Genomic DNA, 17,534 nt, shown 5'->3' on the forward strand with positions numbered 1-17,534 from the left:
CCGCCGGGGCGCCCCTCTCGTATACGTACGACTCACGTACGACTTGCGTACGGCTCGTGCGCTCAGCGCATCTTTCCGCCGCGCGGCATCCGCATGCCCTTCGGCATCGGGCCCTTCGGCAGCGGCATGTTGCTCATCAGGTCGCCCATGGCCCGCAGCCGGTCGTTGGCCGCCGTCACCTGGGGGCCGGCGAGGACCCGCGGAAGCTTCAGCATCTTCGTGCGGATCTTCTTCAGCGGCACCTGGCCGGCGTCCTCGTCGTTGCCGACGACGATGTCGGTCACCGGCACGTCGACGACGATCCGGGCCATCTTCTTCTTCTCGGCCGCGAGCAGCGACTTCACCCGGTTCGGGTTGCCCTCCGCGACCAGGACGATGCCGGCCCGGCCGACCGCGCGGTGCACGACGTCCTGGCTGCGGTTCATCGCCACCGCCGGGGTCACGGTCCAGCCGCGCCCGACGTTCTGCAGGACCGCCGCGGCGGCGCCGGGCTGGCCCTCCATCTGGCCGAAGGCCGCCTTCTCGGCGCGCCGGCCGAAGACGATCGCCATGGCCAGGAAGGCCAGGACGAAACCGAGGATGCCCAGGTAGACCGGGTGACCGATCGCGAAGCCGATTCCGAGGAGGGCACCGAGTACGACGATGCCCACGCCCGCGACGACGAGCCCGACCTGGGGGTCGGCCTTCCGGGTCATCTTGTACGTGAGGGCGATCTGCTTCAGTCGCCCGGGGTTCGCGGCGGCGTCAGCGCCGCCCGTGTTTGCCTTCCTCGCCATGTCCTGAAGTCTACGTGGCCCGGGATGCCCGACCAGCCACGGCCTCCATCACGTTTTGGGCCTCCACGCGGTCCTTGGCGCGGCGCCGGTCCTCCAGGACGGCGTTCCAGGCGTTGCGCCGGGCGGTGCGCTGCCCACGGGCGAGCAGCAGGGTCTCGACGGCCCTGAGGGCGCCGGTGACGGACGGGAACGCGTGGGCTCGGATATGCGCGGCCTGCATGGGCGAGGGCCTCCGTGAGCGCTTCGTGGCGGTGAGGTGGCGGTGCGTGAGAACAGCCTCACAGATCGGTGTTACCAGGGCGTGACCCGGCGGTCAAACACTGATGAAAGCCTGATGCGGCCCTCCGTGAGCACGGAGGGCCGCATCAGATCGTGCGTCATGCGGGAAAGCGGCGGATCAGACGGCCTGGGTGGCGTTGTCCACCGCGCCACGGCGCTCGATCGCCTGCTGGTAGAGCCGGCCCGCGCGGTACGACGAACGGACCAGCGGGCCCGACATCACACCGGAGAAGCCGATCTCCTCGGCCTCCTCCTTCAGCTCCACGAACTCGTCCGGCTTGACCCAGCGCTCCACGGGGTGGTGCCGGACCGACGGGCGCAGGTACTGCGTGATGGTGATCAGCTCGCAGCCCGCGTCGTGCAGGTGCTGCAGGGCCTCGCTGATCTCCTCACGGGTCTCGCCCATGCCGAGGATCAGGTTGGACTTCGTGACCAGACCGTAGTCGCGGGCCTTGGTGATGACCTCGAGCGAGCGCTCGTAGCGGAAGCCGGGGCGGATCCGCTTGAAGATGCGCGGCACGGTCTCGACGTTGTGCGCGAAGACCTCGGGGCGGGAGGCGAAGACCTCCGCCAGGAGCTCCGGCACCGCGTTGAAGTCGGGCGCGAGCAGCTCGACCTTGGTGCGGCCGGCGGCGCGCTCGGCGGTCTGCTGGTGGATCTGGCGCACGGTCTCCGCGTACAGCCAGGCGCCGCCGTCCTCCAGGTCGTCGCGGGCGACGCCGGTGATGGTGGCGTAGTTCAGGTCCATCGTGACGACGGACTCGCCGACGCGGCGCGGCTCGTCACGGTCGAGGGCCTGCGGCTTGCCGGTGTCGATCTGGCAGAAGTCGCAGCGGCGGGTGCACTGGTCGCCGCCGATGAGGAAGGTCGCCTCGCGGTCCTCCCAGCACTCGAAGATGTTGGGACAGCCCGCCTCCTGGCAGACCGTGTGCAGACCCTCGCTCTTCACGAGACCCTGGAGCTTGTTGTACTCCGGTCCCATCTTCGCCCGGGTCTTGATCCACTCGGGCTTGCGCTCGATGGGGGTCTGGCTGTTCCGGACCTCCAGGCGCAGCATCTTGCGTCCGTCGGGTGCGACTGCGGACACATCGGCTCCTGTAGCTTCGATTCTTCGGCGTACACCAGGGTACGCCCCGTGCTTCCTATGCCTTCACCGTTGGCCAACCCGTGGCCATGGGTGGGCATTCCTCAGGCCGAGGCCCGCTCCGTCTCGCGCTCCGCGCCGGGTGCCGTCTCGCGCACGCCGTCGCCCGCGCTGTCGCGCTCGATCTCCCGCGGCTTCAGCACCGCTTCCGCCATCACCTCGCGCAGGTGCCTCTCGACGACCGGGAGCACCTCCTCGATCGTGACGTCCCGGCCCAGCTCGTTCGCGAGCGAGGCCACGCCCGCGTCGCGGATGCCGCACGGGATGATCCGGTCGAACCAGGTGTTGTCCGGGTTCACGTTGAGGGCGAAGCCGTGCATCGTCACGCCCTTGGCGACCCGGATGCCGATGGCCGCCAGCTTGCGGTCCTCGCGGCGCTGGCCCGCGTTGGACGGGGCGTACTCCGGGCCGTTCAGCCGCGGGTCGAACTCCTCGTCGTGCAGCCGCGGGTCGAAGTCGAGCGAAAGGCCGCCGAACTGCGGCCGCTGCTCGACCGGGTCGCCGAGCACCCACACGCCGCTGCGGCCCTCGACCCGGGTGGTCTCCACGCCGAACTCGGCGGCGGTACGGATCAGCGCCTCCTCCAGCCGGCGTACGTGGGCCACGACGTCGACCGGACGGGGCAGCTTCATGATCGGGTAGCCGACGAGCTGGCCGGGACCGTGCCAGGTGATCTTGCCGCCGCGGTCGACGTCCACCACCGGCGTCCCGTCCAGCGGGCGCTCGCTGTCCTCGGTGCGCCGGCCCGCGGTGTAGACCGGCGGGTGCTCCAGGAGCAGACAGGTGTCCTCGACCTCGTCGGCGAACCGGGCGGCGTGCACCTCGCGCTGCTTGTCCCACGCCACTCGGTAGTCGACGGCGTCCGCGCCGAAGCCCAGACGGACGAATCGCAGCTCACTCACGGCAAAGCCTCCTCCTGGGTGCCGGGGCCGGGTTCCGGGGATCGTCCCGGGGCGGGAGCCGGCTCGGCACCATGCGTCAATCGCGCCCATGCCACTGTACGGCGGTGGGCCGGACGGCCCTCCGGCAGGTGTGTGAGGGGTCCTACGTCCGCTGTGTCAGCGACGAGCCAATCCTCACACGATCGGATGAATGTGGGGCGAAGGCGGCGGTAAGGGCGGCTAGTGCCGCTAAATTCACGCCGTTCCATGAGGGCCACGAGGGTCCGTACGGGCTGCCACCCCGGGCCCGGAAGGCAGGAGACCGCACAGCTGATGACGGAACGACCCTCGCAGCGCATGCCGAACCGCCAGCTCGCCGCGCTCATCGCCGAAGCAGGCTTCTCCAACGCCGGGCTCGCCAGACGCGTCGACCAGCTCGGCCTCGAGCACGGGCTCGACCTGCGGTACGACAAGACCTCGGTGACCCGCTGGCTGCGCGGCCAGCAGCCGCGCGGCACCACCCCCGCCCTGATCGCCGAGGTCTTCACCCGCCGCCTCGGCCGCCGGCTCTCCGCGCAGGACCTCGGGCTCGACGCGTGCGCGCCGGTCTACGCGGGCCTGGAGTTCGCGGCGACGCCCGAGGAGGCCGTGGACATCGTCAGCGGGCTGTGGCGCAAGGACTCCGGGAGCCACGCGGAGCTGCGCAAGATCGCCTTCACGCCGGCGGGGCTGGTCGTGCCGAGCCGGGACTGGCTGATCGGGCGGGCCGACGAGCGGGTGGCGCGCGGCGAGCCGGGCGGTCTGGGCGGCGGCCTGGGTGCCCCTGGCAGCCCCGGTGGCTCGGGCGGTCCGGGTGGCCTGGGTGGCTTGGGCGGCCTCGGTGGCTCGGGTGGCCTGGGCGGCCTTGGCGGCTCGGAACCGAGGGTGCCGCTGCAGGGGCGCTACTCGGTGCCCCGCCAGCGCGGCACCGACCGGGGCCCCGGGCAGCGGGTGACCAGCGGCGACATCGCCGCGCTGCGCTCGGTCGGCGAGCTGTTCCGCACCCTCGACCACGCGTACGGCGGCGGGCACGCCCGGCAGGCCCTGGTCCGCTACCTGGAGCACGAGGCCGAGCCGATGCTGCGCGGTACGTACGGGGAGAGCGTGGGGCGCCGGCTCTTCGGCGCCGTGGCCGACCTCACCCGGCTCGCCGGCTGGACCTCGTACGACATCGCCGCGCACGGCCTCGCCCAGCGCTACTTCGTGCAGGCGCTGCGGCTCGCCCAGGCGGCCGGGGACCGGGCCTACGGCTCGTACGTCCTCGTCACCATGAGCCACCAGGCCGTCTACCTCGGCCACGGCCGCGAGGCCGTCCAGCTCGCCCGGGTCGCCCAGCAGGGCGTCGGTTCCGCCGCGCCGCCCGTCGTGCAGGCGCTGCTCCACTCCGTCGAGGCGCGCGGACACGGCGTCCTCGGCGAGTCCCGCGCCTGCGGGGCCGCGCTCGCCCGCGCCGAACGCGCCCTGGAGGCCGCCCGGCCCGGCGACGAGGTGCCCTACTGGGCCCGCTCCTTCGACGAGGCGCAGCTCGCCGACGAGTTCGGCCACTGCCACCGCGACCTCCAGCAGTACCGCGCCGCCGCCCAGCACGCCGAACGCGCCCTCCAACTCCGCGGCCCCGGCTTCGCCCGCAGCCGCCTCTTCTGCCGCGTCGTCCTCGCCTCCGCCCGCCTCGCCCTCGGCGAACTCGACCAGGCCTGCGCGCTCGGCGCGGAGGCGGCACAACAGGCCTCGGAGATGCGCTCGGCCCGCGCGGTCGAATACATCCGCGACTTCGAGCGGCGCCTGGAGCCCTACCGCGACGCCCCGGCGGCCCGCACGTACCGGGACCGGGTGGCGGCCCTGGGCTGAGGCGCGGGGGTGCGGGGCGCGGGGCCGCGGGGCCGCGCTGCGGCGGCTCGTCGGCCACCGACCACCGCCCCACGCACCGCCATCCCCCCGTGCGGGCGTTCGGGTGAGCGGCGTGGGCGCCGCCCGAGCCGGGCGCAGCCCAGCCGCCTTCCTACGCCGCCGCCTCCACCCCCCGCGCCATGCCTCCCGCCCGTACCCCCAGGTCCGCCAGGAGTACCCCCGCCGTGCGTCGCGCCGACGCGAGCGCGCCCAGCGGCGTGCCCGTCGCGCGGTGGTCGCCGCAGACGTAGAGGCCGGAGAGGAGGCGGACGGGACGTTCGGGGTCGAAGGGCGGGCGCATCGCCGGGAATGCGTGCGGGGTGTGGTGGAGGGCGAGCAGCTCCCAGTCGTCCGTCGAGACGCCGTACAGGGTCGCCAGGTGCTTGCGGACGCGGCGCTCGGTGTCGTCGTCGGCGGGCGGGCCGCCGAGCACCGTCGTGGTGACCAGGACGCGGCCGGCGGGGGCGCGCCCCGGGTCGACGGCGCTCATCACGGCCGTGTGGGCGACGGGCCCGGCCGGGTCGCACTCCACGAGCAGCACGGGGTCGGCGGTCGGCGCGAGCGGCGCGGTGTGGTGCAGGACGGTCGCCGGGTGGTAGTCGGGCACGTGCAGGCCCGGCAGCAGTTCCGCCGCCGTACGGCCACCCGTCGCCACGACGACGGAGCGACACCGGAACACCCCGTGCTCCGCCGTCGTCACCCGCGAGATCGACGCCTCCGTGACCCGTACGCCGGTACGCACCGAGCCGGCCGGCAGCGCCGCCGCGAGCTGCTCCGTCAGCGTGCCCGAACCGCCCTCCGGCACGCCGAGCCGCCCCCGCGCGAAGGAACGCAGCGCGAGGTCCGCGCGACGGCTTGAGGTGGCCAGGTCGGGGTCGCCGAGCAGCGCGGCGAGGAGCGGGCGCAGCACGCCCTGGACGGTGCGGGCGGGCAGCCGGGCGGTGAGGGCCTCGCGGGCGGTCCGCTCGGTGCGGGTGAGCAGCCGCTGGGCGGGGGTCGTGGCGAGCCGCACCAGGGACGCGCCGAGCCGCGCCTGGTCGAGCGAGGCGGCCGGGTTGCGCGGCGCCCCGGCCAGCGCGCGGGCGACGCCCCGCGCGCCCCCGACGCCCCGTGGACTCCAGGGCGCGTGCGGCGCCCCCCACCTCCCGTACCGCCCGTCGCTGTGCACGAGCACCCCCGGCGCGAACGGGCGCAGCGGCACGCCCGCCACCTCCGGCGCGGTGAACAGCGGCCCGACCCGGTCGAGCCGGAAGCCGTCCACGGTGTCGGTCGCCATCCGGCCGCCGATCCGCGGCGCGGCCTCCAGAACGGTGACCGAGAGACCGGCCTCGGTCAGCTGATGAGCCGTCGCGAGACCCGCGATCCCGGCTCCCACGACGACGACGTCCGTGTTGTCGAGCACGTGCCCCTCCCCAGGTCGGTCGCTTCGTGTGGGGGCCTATGCCCCCAACACGGCCCCGGAATGCCAGAGTTCGCAAGAGACTAGGCAGCGCTCCCACGCGGCGAAGCCGCGCGTGCCCGGCGTGCGCGCAGCACGGGGGAGCGCACGGCCGGAACCCGCCGTCGGCGGCCGCCCGCCCCGGCCCTGAACCGGCCGCCTGCCCCGGTCGTGAACCGGCTGCCCGCCCCAGGTCCTGCCGGCTGCCCGTCTTCGGCCCTGAACCGGTCGCCCGCCCCAGGTCCTGAACCGGCCGCCCGCCCCCGGCCCTGAACCGGCCGCCCGCCCCCGGCCCTGTACCCGCCGTCAGTGGGCCGCCCGTACAACCGGGGACCGGCCGCCGACCCGGGACCAGCCCACGGCGCACGCCCGCACGCCCGCACGCCCCGGACCGCGCGTCAGCGCGCCGCCGCCCGTACCGCCTCGTCGATCGTCGGGAAGGCGAAGTCGAAGCCGGACTCCAGCAGCCGCCCCGGCAGCACCCGTTGGCTGCCGAGCACGTCCTGCGCGAACTCCCCGAGCACCAAGCGCAGCGCCGCCGCGGGCACGTGACAGACCGTCGGGCGTCGCAGCACCCGGCCCATCGCCGCCGTCACCTCCCGGTTGGTGACCGGCTCGGGCGCGGTCAGGTTCACCGGGCCCGCGAGTGACGGAGTGTCGACGATGTGCCGCAGCGCGGCGACCTCGTCGTGCAGCGCGATGAAGCTCCAGTACTGGCGCCCGTCGCCCATCCGCCCGCCGATCCCGGCCCGGAAGACCGGGAAGAGCCGCCCCCAGGCCCCGCCCTCGTGCGCCACGACCAGGCCGGTACGGGCGTACGCCACGCGGATCCCGGCCGCCTCGGCGGGCGCCGCCGCGGCCTCCCACTCCACGCACACCGACGGCAGGAAGCCCTCGCCCGCGGGCGCGCTCTCGTCCACGGCCCGGCCGCCGGTGTCGCCGTAGTAGCCGAGGGCCGTGCCGCAGACCAGCACCTCGGGCGGCTCGGCGAGCGAGGCGAGCGCCTCCGCGACCGCCCGCGTACCGAGCACCCGGCTGTCCCGGATCTCCTTCTTGTACGCCTCGCTCCAGCGCCGCTCGCCGACGCCCGCGCCCGCCAGGTGGACCACCGCGTCGACGCCGACCAGTCCGGCCGCGTCCACGTACAGGCGGGCCGGATCCCACTCCACCTCGTCGGCCCGGGCGGCCGGCCGGCGCACCAGGCGCAGGACCTCGTGGCCGTCGGCGCGCAGGGAGCGCACGAGGGCGGAGCCGATGAGTCCGGACGCGCCGGTGACGGCGATGCGCTGGCGAGGCTGTCGCTTCATGCGGCCATCCTGCCCCTCCCGGCTCCCGCCGTGGCACAGTGGCTCGCATGATCGTGCCGGAGACGTCGCAGTACCAGGAGATACTCATCCGCGCCGCCGTGGCCGCCGACGAGCCCGCCCTCGCCGAACTCGACCGCGCCACCTGGTCCCCGCTCCACGCCGTCCTGGCCGCCCCCGAACCCGGGCAGCCCTTCTTCGGCGAAGGGCACCCGCCCGAGCACTACCAGGTCGCGGAGATCGGCGGAAAGGTGGCCGGTTACGTCCGGATCGTGCCGCCCACCCCGCTGCCCTCCAACGCCCACGTCCGCCAGATCCGCGGCCTCGCCGTCGCCACCTCCGCCCGCGGCCGGGGCGTCGCCCGCGCCCTGGTGCGCGCCGCGATGGAGCGGGCCCGCGCCGAGGGCGCCACCCGCATCACGCTGCGGGTCCTCGGCCACAACGCCCCGGCCCGCGCGCTCTACGCCGCCGAGGGCTTCGCGGTCGAGGGAGTGCTGCCGGGCGAGTTCCTCCTGGACGGCGGGTACGTGGACGACGTCCTGATGGGACGCTCGCTCCTCCAGTGAGACGGGGCGTGAGGAGCCGCCTCTCGTGCCTCCAGGGCGTGAGCCGCCGCGCCTCCCGCCCGCCGCTCACTCCTCCCCTGACCGCCCCCCGGGCGCCAGCAGCCGCATCCCGCCCATCAGTTCGCGCAGGCACCGCACCGCGAGCTCCGCGGGCGCGCCCTCGCCTCCCCGTACCGGCGCGTCCGTCTCGGCCCAGGTCTCCAGGGCGAGCCGGATCGCGTCGGTGGCCGCCGCGGCGGCGAGTCGCAGTTCGAGCGGGTCGGCGCCGGGGCCGGCGAGCCCGGCGAGGACTCCGCGCAGCCGGTCCTCGGACTCCTGGTTGACCCGGTACCAGACGGCCCGCAGGGCCGGGTCGTGGTCGGCCGCGCGCAGCAGCCCGCGCGTCCAGCGCAGCCCTTCCTCGGCCTCCGCGCCCTCGGCGGCGAGCGACTCGGCGATGGACCGCTCCAGGGCGGTGGGCAGCGTGGTGCCCGGCGCGGTCGCGGCGAGCGCGGCCCGCCAGCGGTCGGCGCCGCCCGCGAGGAGCGGGGCGACGGCGTCCTGCTTGGAGCGGAAGTAGCGGTAGAAGGTGCGCAGCGCGACCCCGGCCCGCAGCGCGATGTCCTCGGCGGTGGTGTCGTCGGGCCCGCGCTCGGTGAACAGCTCGGCCGCCGCGCGGGCGATGTCGAGCTGGGTGGCGGCCTTGCGGCGCTCGGTCAGCGTCGCGGGCCGGGGCGGGCGGGGGGATCGGGGCTTCGGGTCCACCGGACCAGCGTACGCCCGCGCCTGCCAGGTGTGCACAGCGTGCAGCTATGGCAAAACGTGCCACTTGGGCGTACGGTGTCAGTACCCCCGGAAGCTCGACATCGAGAGGTTCTCGTCATGAACCAGCTGACCCGCTACGAAGGACGCCGCGCACTCGTCACCGGAGGCGGTTCCGGCATCGGCCAGGCCACCGTCCTGCGCATGCTCGCGGAGGGCGGCCGGGTCGTCGCCGCCGACATCAGCGAGGACGGCCTCAAGGACACCGTCGGCAAGGCCGGCGCCGCCGCCGACCGCCTCACCACCGTCGTGGTGAACATCGCCGACGAGACCTCGGTGCGCGAGGGCGTCGCCGCCGCCGTCGAGGCCCTCGGCGGCCTGGACGTGCTGGTCAACGCGGCCGGCATCCTGCGCTCCTCGCACACCCACGAGACCAGCCTCGACGCGTTCGAGCAGGTCGTCCGGATCAACCTCACCGGCACCTTCCTGATGATCCGCGAAGCCATACCGGCGCTCCTGGAGGGCAACGGCTCCGCCGTCGTCAACTTCTCCTCCACCTCCGCGATGTTCGCCCACCCGTACATGGCGGCCTACGCGGCCAGCAAGGGCGGCATCCAGTCCATGACCCACGCGCTCGCCGCCGAGTACGCCAAGCAGGGCATCCGCTTCACCGCCGTGCAGCCCGGCTCCATCTCCTCCGGCATGACCGACGGCTCCGGCGCCTCCAAGCAGTCCGTGGGCCCCGGCCTGCCCGAGGACACCGACTGGTCCCTCTTCGCCAAGCTCGCCCCCGCCCTCGGCCAGGGCTTCGCCGGCCCCGAGACCGTCGCCGGTGTCGTCGCGATGCTCGCGAGCGAGGACGGGAAGTTCATCACCGGCACCGAGATCCGCATCGACGGCGGGACCCACTTCTGATGTCCACCTCGGACGCCCCGGCCACGGGCCCGACCCCGGCCACCGGCCCGGCCACGGGCCCGGCCACCGGCCCGACGACGGCCACGGGCCCGACCCCGGCCACCAGCCCCGTCTCGGCCGCCGGCGTGTTCGGCGGGCGGGTGGCCGTCATCACCGGTGCCTCCTCCGGCATCGGTGCCGGTCTCGCCCGGCACGCCGCCGCCCTCGGCATGAAGCTGGTCCTCGCCGACGTCGCCGCCGAGCGGCTCGCCGGGTTCGCGGGCGAGCTGTCCGCCACCGGCGCGGAGGTCATGCCCGTCGTCACCGACGTCGCCGACCCCGCCTCCGTCACGGCCCTCGCGGACACCGCGTACACACGGTTCGGCACCGTCGACCTGCTGGTCAACAACGCCGGGATCATGGCCATGGGCTACTCCTGGGAGATCCCCGCCGAGCGGTGGGACGCCATGCTCCGGGTCAACATCGGCGGATACGTCAACGGCATCCGGGCCTTCGTCCCGCGCATGCTGGAGCGGGGCGAGCGCGGCGAGAAGTCGTGGGTCGTCAACGTGTCGTCGATCGGGGGCCTGCTGCCGAGCCCGCTCATGGCCCCGTACAGCGTCACCAAGTTCGGCGTGCTCGCCCTCACCGAGTCGCTGCACTACGAGATGCGGATGAAGGGCGCACCGGTCCAGGTGTCCGTCGTGACCCCCGGCTCGGTCAAGAGCGAGATCTTCAGGGCCGCCCGCCCCGGCGAGACCGCGCCCCCGGAGATCGCCGGGTTCAACGCGCAGCTGCAGCAGCTCGCCGACGAGCACGGGCTCACGCCCGAGGAGCACGCCGAGAGGGTCTTCGACATGGTCGCCGAGGGGAAGTACTGGGCGATACCGCAGCCCGAGCAGCTCTTCCCCGCCCTCCAGCCGCGCACCGACATGATCCTCGGCCAGGTGAACCCCGAGCTCCGGCTCGGCGGCTGAGCCGGAGGGACGCCCGTCAGGGTGCCCGGACCGGACCGGACCGTCCCGGTCCGGCTCCGGCACCCCTCCGTCATCCGGGGCCGAACCGGGCCCACAGCCGCGGGAAGCGGGCCGCGAGCACCCCGTCGTCGTCCAGGTCGAACGGGGTGCCCGCCGGCTCCGCGGGCTGCGGCGGAATGCCCAGGTCCGGCGCCTCCGTGCCGGTCAGCCGCTCGTACGCCTCGTCAGCCGCGTAGCCGAGCTCCTCGCCGTCCCCGTCTATCTCGTCGTCGAAGTCCACGAGCAGCTCCGCCAGCGCGTCCGGCTCGTGCACCGCCCCCTCGAAGACCTCCCGGCCCTGGCCGATCAGCCAGCAGCGGAAGTAGTCGAAGACGTCGTCACTCGCCCCTTCGAGCAGAACGGCCGCCGCGCCCCACAGCTCCCAGGTGTAGGCCCGGTTGTAGCGGGCCTCGAAATGGCGGGCGAAGTCGAGGACGGAGTCCGGGTCGAGCTCCGTCAGCCGCTCGACGAGCAGGTCGGCGTGCTCCTCCGGATCGCCCTCCGCGCGCTCCCGCGTGGAGTCGATGATCTCCCAGAACTTCGTCTCGTCCATCACGGGACAAGCATCGTGGGTCACGCCGGGCGACGCACCCGGAAACGGCTGAAATCAATCCGGACAGAAGATGTCGTCTTTCCCTGGCACGCTGACCGCATGATCAACGAGACCCAGGACCAGCCGCCCCTCGCCGGACGTGTCGCCCTCGTCGCCGGCGCCACCCGGGGCGCCGGGCGCGCCATCGCCGTCCAGCTCGGCACCGCCGGAGCCACCGTCTACGTCACCGGCCGCACCACCCGCGCCGAGGTCAGCGAGGTCGGCCGCAGCACCGAGACCATCGAGGAGACCGCCGAACTCGTGACGGCCGCGGGCGGTACGGGCATCGCCGTCCCCACCGACCACCTGGAACCCGACCGGGTCCGCGCCCTCGTCGACCGGATCGACCGCGAGCAGGACGGCCGGCTCGACGTCCTCGTCAACGACGTGTGGGGCGGCGAACACCTCATCGGCGGCTCGTTCGGCAAGAAGACCTGGGACATCGCCCTCGCCGACGGCCTGCGGATGCTCGAACTCGGCGTGAAGACCCACCTGATCACCTCCCACGCCGCCCTGCCGCTGCTCACCAGCCGGCCCGGTGGACTCGTCGTCGAGGTCACCGACGGCACCACCGCCTACAACGGCACCCACTACCGCGAGAACCTCTTCTACGACCTCGCCAAGAACGCCCCCATCCGGATGGCCTTCGGCCTGGCGAAGGAGCTGGCCGACACCGGCGGCACCGCCGTGTCCGTCAGCCCCGGCTGGCTGCGTTCCGAGCAGATGCTCGCCCACTTCGGCGTCACCGAGGACAACTGGCGCGACGCGACCAAGGAGCTGCCGGACTTCGGCATCTCCGAGTCGCCGGTGTACGTGGGCCGGGCCGTCGCCGCGCTCGCCGCCGACCCGGAGCGGGCCCGCTGGAACGGGCAGTCGCTCGACAGCGGACAGCTCGCCCGGGCGTACGGCTTCACGGACGCGGACGGCTCGCGGCCGGACTCGTGGGGCTTCATGCTCGCCAAGGAGGCCGACCCGGACGTACGGGTCGAGGACTACCGCTAGCGGTCGGTCACCGGCAGCCCTCCGCCACGGCCCGCTGCCGGTAGTCCTCGGTCACGGCCCGCGCGGTAGCGGCCCGCTCCCCGTGGTCCTCCGCCACCGCCCGCTATCCGTAGTCCTCCGCCACCGCCCGCTGCCCGTAGACCTCCGCCATGGCCCGTGCGGCCTCCGCGAACCGCTCGCGGAGCGCCGCCGGGGCCAGCACCTCCACCTCCGGCCCGAGCCCGAGCAGCTGCGAGAAGGCGACCTCCTCGCTCTCCACGGCCAGCACCACCCGCCGCCGGCCGTCCTCGTCGGCCCCGGCCGCCAGCGCCGCCTCCGCGGCCGCCCGGTCCGTCACGTACGGCAGCCGCCGCGCCCCCGCCGTCGTGAGCCGCAGCTCCACCTCGGCCCGCAGCAGCGAGCGCGCGAACTCGGCCGAGCGCTCCGTCCAGAACGCCGCCAGATCGAAGTCCTGGTCCCGCTCGAACCGCTCCTCGCCGAGCACGACACTCGTGAACCGGTCCACCCGGTACGTGCGGTAGGCGGTGCCCGCACGGGCGCACACGTACCAGACCCCGGCCTTCAGGACGAGTCCGTACGGCTGGAGCTCGCGCTCCACCTCGCGGTCCCCGCGCCGGTAGCCGGCCCGCACCGGGCGGTCGTCCCACACCGCCTCCGCGAGCGGCGCGAGCAGCTCCGGCGTCTCCGGCTCCTGGTACCAGGCCGGCGCGTCCAGATGGAACCGCCGCCCCGCCGCCTCCGGCGCGTCCCGCAACGACGGCAGCAGCGCCGCCGACACCTTCAGCCGCGCCGCCGAGGCCGCGTCCGCGAGCCCCATGTCCCGCAGCGCCTGCGGCAGCCCGGACAGGAACAGCGCCTCCGCCTCCCCGCGCGCCAGCCCGGTCAGCCGCGTCCGGTACCCGCCGACCAGCCGGTATCCCCCGGCCCGCCCCCGGTCCGCGTACACCGGCACCCCCGCCTCCGACAGCGCCAGCGCGTCCCGGGTGATGGTCCGCTCCGACACCTCCAGCTCGGCGGCGAGTTCGGCGGCCGTCATCGACGGCCGGGACTGGAGCAGAAGCACCAACTTGATGAGGCGGGCGGCACGCATGGGCCCAGCCTGCCATCCGTACCGTTGGCCCCGACCGAGGGCCGACCGAGGGCCGACCGCCCGGAGCCGCGAGGGGCCGCCCTCCGCGTACGTGTCGGCGTACGCGGAGGGCGGCCCCTCAGTCACTCACCGCCCGGGCGGGCGGCCGGCCTCACAGGCCGTACCGCTCCCGGGCCTCCTTGACCGCGGTCACCTGGACCTCGCCCTTGCGGGCGAGCTGGGCCAGGGCGGCCACGACGATCGACTGGGCGTCGACGCCGAAGTGGCGGCGGGCGGCCTCACGGGTGTCCGACAGGCCGAAGCCGTCGGCGCCCAGCGAGGTGTAGTCCTGCTCGACCCACTGCGCGATCTGGTCCGGGACCTGGCGCATGTAGTCGGAGACGGCCAGGACGGGCGAGTCGACGCCCTCCAGGGCCTGGCGGATGTACGGCACCCGCTCCTCGCCGCGCAGCAGGGCCGCGTCGGCCTCGAGGGCGTCACGGCGCAGCTCGGTCCAGGAGGTCGCGGACCAGACGTCGGCGGCCACGCCCCACTCGGCGGCGAGTAGCTTCTGCGCCTCCAGGGCCCAGTGGATGGCCGTGCCGGAGGAGAGCAGCTGGATGCGGGCGGCGTTCGCGGGCAGCTCCAGGCCGGCCGACTCGGCCGTGTTGAAGCGGTAGAGGCCCTTGACGATGCCCTCGTCGACGCCCGGGTGGGCCGGCTTGGCCGGCTGCGGCATGGGCTCGTTGTAGACGGTGAGGTAGTAGAAGACGTTCTGGTCCTCGCCCTCGGCCGCCTCGCCGTACATGCGGCGCAGGCCCTCCTTGACGATGGCCGCGACCTCGTAGGCGAACGCCGGGTCGTAGGTCAGCGCCGCCGGGTTGGTGGCCGCGATGACGGGGGAGTGGCCGTCGGCGTGCTGCAGGCCCTCACCGGTCAGGGTCGTACGGCCGGCGGTCGCACCGACGAGGAAGCCGCGGCCGAGCTGGTCGCCGAGCTGCCACATCTGGTCGGCGGTCCGCTGCCAGCCGAACATCGAGTAGAAGATGTAGAACGGGATCATGGCCTCGCCGTGCGTCGAGTACGCGGTCGACGCGGCGATGAAGTCGGCCATCGAGCCGGCCTCGGTGATGCCCTCGTTCAGGATCTGGCCGTTGACGGCCTCCTTGTAGTACATCAGCTGGTCACGGTCGACCGGCTCGTACGTCTGGCCCTTCGGCGAGTAGATGCCGAGCGACGGGAACAGCGACTCCATGCCGAAGGTACGGGCCTCGTCCGGGACGATCGGGACCCAGCGCTTGCCGGTCTCCTTGTCGCGGACCAGGTCCTTGATCAGGCGCACGAACGCCATCGTGGTGGCGACGTTCTGCGAGCCGGAGCCCTTGTCGAAGGAGGCGAACACCTTGTCGGCCGGGGCCGGCAGCGGCGCCACCGGGTGGACGCGGCGCGCCGGGGCCGGGCCGCCGAGGGCCGCGCGGCGCTCCTGGAGGTAGCGGACCTCGGGGGAGTCGGCGCCCGGGTGGCCGTAGGGGACCACGCCGTCGACGAACTGCGCGTCGGAGATCGGCAGCTCCAGCAGGTCACGCATCTGCTTGAACTCGTCCGACGACAGCTTCTTCATCTGGTGGTTCGCGTTCTTCGACGCGAAGCCCTCACCGAGGGTGAAGCCCTTGACGGTCTGCGCCAGGATGACGGTCGGCGCGCCCTTGAACTCCAGCGCGGCCTTGTACGCGGCGTACACCTTGCGCGGCTCGTGGCCACCACGGGAGAGGTGGAAGCACTCGAGGATCTTGTCGTCGGACAGCAGCTGCGCCATCGCGACGAGCGCCGGGTCCTTGCCGAAGAAGTCCTCGCGGATGTAGGCGGCGTCGCGGGTCTGGTACGTCTGGACCTGCGCGTCCGGCACCTCGCGGAGGCGGCGGACCAGGGCGCCGGTGGTGTCGAGCGCGAACAGCTCGTCCCAGGCGTTGCCCCACAGGGTCTTCACGACGTTCCAGCCGGCGCCGCGGAACTGGGCCTCCAGCTCCTGCACGATCTTGAAGTTGGCGCGGACCGGGCCGTCGAGGCGCTGCAGGTTGCAGTTGATGACGAAGGTCAGGTTGTCCAGACCCTCGCGGGCGGCGAGTGCGAGTGCCGCCGTCGACTCGGGCTCGTCCATCTCGCCGTCACCGAGGAAGGCCCACACGTGGGAGGCGGAGACGTCCTTGATGCCGCGGTTGGTCAGGTAGCGGTTGAAGCGCGCCTGGTAGATCGCGGAGAGCGGGCCGAGGCCCATGGAGACGGTCGGGAACTCCCACAGCCAGGGCAGGCGGCGCGGGTGCGGGTAGGAGGGCAGGCCGTTGCCGCCGGACTCCTGCCGGAAGTTGTCGAGGTGGGCCTCGTTCAGGCGCCCGTCGAGGAAGGCGCGGGCGTAGATGCCGGGGGAGGCGTGGCCCTGGATGTAGAGCTGGTCGCCGGAGCCGTCCCCCTCCTTGCCCTTGAAGAAGTGGTTGAAGCCGGTCTCGTAGAGCCAGGCCGCGGAGGCGAAGGTGGCGATGTGACCGCCGACGCCGTGCTTGGCGCCGCGGGTGACCATCGCGGCCGCGTTCCAGCGGTTCCAGGCGGTGATCTTCCGCTCCATCTCCTCGTCGCCGTCGATGACGGGCTCGGCGGAGGTGGGGATGGTGTTGAGGTAGTCCGTCTCCAGGAGCTTCGGCAGGGCGAGGCCCGCCGTGTCGGCGTGCTGGAGGGTACGGCGCATCAGGTAGGCGGCCCGGTGGGGGCCGGCGGCCTTGGTGACGGCGTCGAGGGAGGCCGCCCACTCGGCGGTCTCCTCGGTGTCACGGTCCGGGAGCTGGTCGAGCTCGCTCGGAATCTTGCCTACGGGATCGGTCATGATCGCCGCCTTCCGGACAGGTGGGGGTGGAGATAAATCGGCCTTGTCTGGCAGGACAGGGCGTGGACCGGGGTACGGCCCGCCGAAGACTGTAAGCCGTCGATCGATGATCGATCAAAGCTTCGCCAAGAAAAAGATGCCCCGAGCACCAAAGTCGGCACAGGGTGCCGCGAGGAAGGGCACCCGGTGCCTTGTTTTCGCAGGTGGGCTCTCATTCTGAGGTGCCCCTCGCACACATGAGCGGGCCCGCCCGGAGGCGGACCCGCTCATCGATCCGGTGGCGTGGATGATCGATCCGGTGGCCGGGATCATCGACCCCTTGGCCGTATCACGCCCTCGGCGCGCATCCCAGGACGTGCGCCTTCACCAGTGCCCCGATGTTCGGGTCGCCCCGGCGGAACGCCTCCACCAGCTCCTGGTGCTCCTCCGCGTACGACTTCTGCACCGTGCCCAGCCAGCGGATCGACAGCGCCGTGAACACCTCGATCCCCAGGCCCTCCCAGGTGTGCAGCAGCACGCTGTTTCCGGCCGCCTTCACCAGCTCCCGGTGGAAGGCCACCGTGTGCCGCACCTGCGCCGTGCCGTCCGAGGCCGCGTCCGCCTCGTACAGCGCCGTCACGTGCGGCTCCAGGGCCGAGCAGTCGGCCGCCAGACGGCCGGCCGCCAGCTCCGCCGCGATCTGCTCCAGACCGGCCCGGACGGGATAGCTCTCCTCCAGGTCCGCGGCCGAAAGATTGCGCACCCGGACGCCCTTGTTGGGCGCCGACTCGATCAGCCGCAGCGACTCCAGCTCGCGCAGCGCCTCGCGCACCGGCGTCTGCGAGACCTCCAGCTCGGTCGCGATCCGCCGCTCCACGATGCGCTCGCCCGGCTTCCAGCGGCCGCTGACGATGCCCTCCACGATGTGCTCGCGGATCTGCTCGCGCAGCGAATGGACGACGGGCATGGTCATGGGGGCAGCTCCTTAGGAGTCACTAGACACTTAGACAATACGGCGGCGCCCCCACCCCCAAAAACAAACAGGGGGGGGC

16 protein-coding genes are annotated in these 17,534 nt (G+C 73.4%); 5 read left to right on the plus strand and 11 right to left on the minus strand.

The window, feature by feature from the left end; translation table 11 throughout:
• Positions 1-62: 62 nt before the first annotated feature.
• From ACWEJX_RS34945 to lipB, 4 genes are all read right to left on the minus strand, one after another.
• On the minus strand, positions 63-776 hold the full coding sequence (locus tag ACWEJX_RS34945) for a DUF4191 domain-containing protein (RefSeq protein ID WP_451611440.1): 714 nt from the start codon (positions 774-776) through the stop codon (positions 63-65).
• 10 nt (positions 777-786) lie between these two features.
• Positions 787-996 carry an SCO2195 family GlnR-regulated protein gene (locus ACWEJX_RS34950; RefSeq protein ID WP_451611441.1) on the minus strand — a complete coding sequence of 70 codons (210 nt, stop codon included), beginning with the start codon at positions 994-996 and terminating at the stop codon, positions 787-789.
• A gap of 177 nt (positions 997-1,173) precedes the next feature.
• Complete coding sequence (gene lipA, locus ACWEJX_RS34955; RefSeq protein WP_403793591.1) at positions 1,174-2,142, minus strand: lipoyl synthase; 969 nt, start codon at positions 2,140-2,142, stop codon at positions 1,174-1,176.
• Between the two features lie 101 nt (positions 2,143-2,243).
• Positions 2,244-3,101: a lipoyl(octanoyl) transferase LipB gene (gene lipB / locus ACWEJX_RS34960; RefSeq protein ID WP_451611442.1), complete on the minus strand. Its 858-nt coding sequence runs from the start codon at positions 3,099-3,101 to the stop codon at positions 2,244-2,246.
• A gap of 312 nt (positions 3,102-3,413) precedes the next feature.
• Between lipB and ACWEJX_RS34965 the strand changes: the two genes are divergently transcribed.
• Positions 3,414-4,967, plus strand: a complete 1,554-nt coding sequence (locus tag ACWEJX_RS34965) for a regulator (protein WP_451611443.1) — start codon at positions 3,414-3,416, stop codon at positions 4,965-4,967.
• Between the two features lie 151 nt (positions 4,968-5,118).
• Here the strand turns inward: ACWEJX_RS34965 and ACWEJX_RS34970 are convergent, their stop codons facing one another.
• Both ACWEJX_RS34970 and ACWEJX_RS34975 read right to left on the minus strand, forming a co-directional pair.
• Positions 5,119-6,408 carry an NAD(P)/FAD-dependent oxidoreductase gene (locus ACWEJX_RS34970; RefSeq protein ID WP_451611444.1) on the minus strand — a complete coding sequence of 430 codons (1,290 nt, stop codon included), beginning with the start codon at positions 6,406-6,408 and terminating at the stop codon, positions 5,119-5,121.
• Positions 6,409-6,842: 434 nt separating this feature from the next.
• Positions 6,843-7,751, minus strand: a complete 909-nt coding sequence (locus tag ACWEJX_RS34975; protein WP_451611445.1) for a TIGR01777 family oxidoreductase — start codon at positions 7,749-7,751, stop codon at positions 6,843-6,845.
• A 47-nt stretch (positions 7,752-7,798) separates the two neighbouring features.
• Between ACWEJX_RS34975 and ACWEJX_RS34980 the strand changes: the two genes are divergently transcribed.
• Positions 7,799-8,314: an N-acetyltransferase family protein gene (locus ACWEJX_RS34980; RefSeq protein WP_451611446.1), complete on the plus strand. Its 516-nt coding sequence runs from the start codon at positions 7,799-7,801 to the stop codon at positions 8,312-8,314.
• Positions 8,315-8,380: 66 nt separating this feature from the next.
• Here ACWEJX_RS34980 and ACWEJX_RS34985 read toward each other — a convergent pair whose 3' ends face one another.
• Positions 8,381-9,058, minus strand: a complete 678-nt coding sequence (locus ACWEJX_RS34985) for a TetR family transcriptional regulator (RefSeq protein ID WP_451611447.1) — start codon at positions 9,056-9,058, stop codon at positions 8,381-8,383.
• 117 nt (positions 9,059-9,175) lie between these two features.
• Here ACWEJX_RS34985 and ACWEJX_RS34990 point away from each other — a divergent pair, with 117 nt between their 5' ends.
• Both ACWEJX_RS34990 and ACWEJX_RS34995 read left to right on the plus strand, forming a co-directional pair.
• On the plus strand, positions 9,176-9,970 hold the full coding sequence (locus tag ACWEJX_RS34990) for an SDR family NAD(P)-dependent oxidoreductase (protein ID WP_451611448.1): 795 nt from the start codon (positions 9,176-9,178) through the stop codon (positions 9,968-9,970).
• The gene (locus ACWEJX_RS34995) at positions 9,970-10,926 is read left to right on the plus strand and encodes an SDR family NAD(P)-dependent oxidoreductase (protein ID WP_451611449.1); all 957 of its coding nucleotides are present in this window, start codon (positions 9,970-9,972) and stop codon (positions 10,924-10,926) included. Before ACWEJX_RS34990 ends, ACWEJX_RS34995 begins: the two co-directional genes overlap by 1 nt.
• A 70-nt stretch (positions 10,927-10,996) precedes the next feature.
• Here ACWEJX_RS34995 and ACWEJX_RS35000 read toward each other — a convergent pair whose 3' ends face one another.
• Positions 10,997-11,518: a DUF4240 domain-containing protein gene (locus ACWEJX_RS35000; protein WP_451611454.1), complete on the minus strand. Its 522-nt coding sequence runs from the start codon at positions 11,516-11,518 to the stop codon at positions 10,997-10,999.
• 99 nt (positions 11,519-11,617) lie between these two features.
• Between ACWEJX_RS35000 and ACWEJX_RS35005 the strand changes: the two genes are divergently transcribed.
• On the plus strand, positions 11,618-12,559 hold the full coding sequence (locus tag ACWEJX_RS35005; RefSeq protein WP_451611450.1) for an SDR family oxidoreductase: 942 nt from the start codon (positions 11,618-11,620) through the stop codon (positions 12,557-12,559).
• A gap of 103 nt (positions 12,560-12,662) precedes the next feature.
• On the opposite strand, the gene ACWEJX_RS35010 is transcribed toward ACWEJX_RS35005, so the two are convergent.
• The 3 genes from ACWEJX_RS35010 to ACWEJX_RS35020 form a co-directional block, all read right to left on the minus strand.
• Entirely contained in the window at positions 12,663-13,649 is a 987-nt protein-coding gene (locus ACWEJX_RS35010) for a helix-turn-helix transcriptional regulator (RefSeq protein WP_451611451.1), read from the minus strand.
• Between the two features lie 151 nt (positions 13,650-13,800).
• Entirely contained in the window at positions 13,801-16,503 is a 2,703-nt protein-coding gene (aceE, locus tag ACWEJX_RS35015) for a pyruvate dehydrogenase (acetyl-transferring), homodimeric type (RefSeq protein ID WP_451611452.1), read from the minus strand.
• A 328-nt stretch (positions 16,504-16,831) separates the two neighbouring features.
• Positions 16,832-17,455, minus strand: a complete 624-nt coding sequence (locus tag ACWEJX_RS35020) for a GntR family transcriptional regulator (RefSeq protein WP_451611453.1) — start codon at positions 17,453-17,455, stop codon at positions 16,832-16,834.
• Positions 17,456-17,534 lie beyond the last annotated feature (79 nt).

The organism is Streptomyces sp. NPDC004788 (assembly GCF_053601115.1).

What these genes read in the sequence shown, in the direction of transcription:
- ACWEJX_RS34945 (WP_451611440.1), bottom strand. Translation starts at nt 776, where the DNA reads ATGGCGAGGAAGGCAAACACGGGCGGCGCTGACGCCGCCGCGAACCCC.
- ACWEJX_RS34950 (WP_451611441.1), bottom strand. Translation starts at nt 996, where the DNA reads ATGCAGGCCGCGCATATCCGAGCCCACGCGTTCCCGTCCGTCACCGGC.
- ACWEJX_RS34965 (WP_451611443.1), top strand. Translation starts at nt 3,414, where the DNA reads ATGACGGAACGACCCTCGCAGCGCATGCCGAACCGCCAGCTCGCCGCG.
- ACWEJX_RS34975 (WP_451611445.1), bottom strand. Translation starts at nt 7,751, where the DNA reads ATGAAGCGACAGCCTCGCCAGCGCATCGCCGTCACCGGCGCGTCCGGA.
- ACWEJX_RS34980 (WP_451611446.1), top strand. Translation starts at nt 7,799, where the DNA reads ATGATCGTGCCGGAGACGTCGCAGTACCAGGAGATACTCATCCGCGCC.
- ACWEJX_RS34990 (WP_451611448.1), top strand. Translation starts at nt 9,176, where the DNA reads ATGAACCAGCTGACCCGCTACGAAGGACGCCGCGCACTCGTCACCGGA.
- ACWEJX_RS34995 (WP_451611449.1), top strand. Translation starts at nt 9,970, where the DNA reads ATGTCCACCTCGGACGCCCCGGCCACGGGCCCGACCCCGGCCACCGGC.
- ACWEJX_RS35000 (WP_451611454.1), bottom strand. Translation starts at nt 11,518, where the DNA reads ATGGACGAGACGAAGTTCTGGGAGATCATCGACTCCACGCGGGAGCGC.
- ACWEJX_RS35005 (WP_451611450.1), top strand. Translation starts at nt 11,618, where the DNA reads ATGATCAACGAGACCCAGGACCAGCCGCCCCTCGCCGGACGTGTCGCC.
- ACWEJX_RS35010 (WP_451611451.1), bottom strand. Translation starts at nt 13,649, where the DNA reads ATGCGTGCCGCCCGCCTCATCAAGTTGGTGCTTCTGCTCCAGTCCCGG.
- aceE (WP_451611452.1), bottom strand. Translation starts at nt 16,503, where the DNA reads ATGACCGATCCCGTAGGCAAGATTCCGAGCGAGCTCGACCAGCTCCCG.
- ACWEJX_RS35020 (WP_451611453.1), bottom strand. Translation starts at nt 17,455, where the DNA reads ATGACCATGCCCGTCGTCCATTCGCTGCGCGAGCAGATCCGCGAGCAC.